The organism is uncultured Psychrosphaera sp. (genome assembly GCF_947500655.1).
Classification (GTDB): domain Bacteria; phylum Pseudomonadota; class Gammaproteobacteria; order Enterobacterales; family Alteromonadaceae; genus Psychrosphaera.
On the sequence record NZ_CANMSK010000059.1, the window covers coordinates 1 to 214 of the forward strand.

Below are 214 nucleotides of genomic sequence, written 5' to 3' on the forward strand. Positions count from 1 at the left end.
GCTAACGCACCATCTATTACCGCAATCGCATCTTGTGAGCCTTGCGCTGATGTTAAGTCAAGCGTATCAATACTGATTTCCGATGAACGTGTTTCTACACCAATACCCGTCTCAGCTGATGATGAGGTACTTGAGAAAGACAACGTACTATCAAGTTGAATTGAACCACGAACTGCAACCGAATCAGCACCACCAGATGTTACTGTCGTATCAG

General features: G+C 44.9%; 1 pseudogene. It reads right to left on the reverse strand.

Annotated features, from left to right (window positions below):
- Positions 1 to 214, reverse strand: a pseudogene (locus Q0940_RS17070) (flagellin); the annotation flags it as partial.